Below are 345 nucleotides of genomic sequence, written 5' to 3'. Positions count from 1 at the left end.
GCCGAAGAAGGCGGCGAGGGCCAAGGCCAATGCCGACGGCGAGGTGCACGAGAACGACAAGGTCGCCAACCAGTCGATCCGCGTCAACGTCGACACGCTCGAACATCTGATGACGATGGTCTCCGAGCTGGTGCTGACGCGCAACCAACTGCTCGAGATCGCCCGCCGCAACGAGGACACCGAGTTCAAGGTGCCGCTGCAGCGATTGTCGAACGTCACCGCCGAGCTGCAGGAGGGCGTTATGAAGACGCGCATGCAGCCGATCGGCAATGCCTGGCAGAAGCTGCCGCGCATCGTCCGCGACCTCGCGACCGAACTCGGCAAGCAGATCGAGCTCGAGATGCA

General features: G+C 63.8%; 1 pseudogene. It reads left to right on the top strand.

The annotated features are described in order from the left end of the window. Window positions 1-345: pseudogene (locus HL666_RS33900) on the top strand (hybrid sensor histidine kinase/response regulator); the annotation flags it as partial.

The organism is Bradyrhizobium aeschynomenes, assembly GCF_013178945.1.
Lineage (GTDB): Bacteria > Pseudomonadota > Alphaproteobacteria > Rhizobiales > Xanthobacteraceae > Bradyrhizobium > Bradyrhizobium aeschynomenes.
Note: the sequence above shows the minus strand (reverse complement) of the source record. Positions and strands in the feature narration are given on the sequence as shown.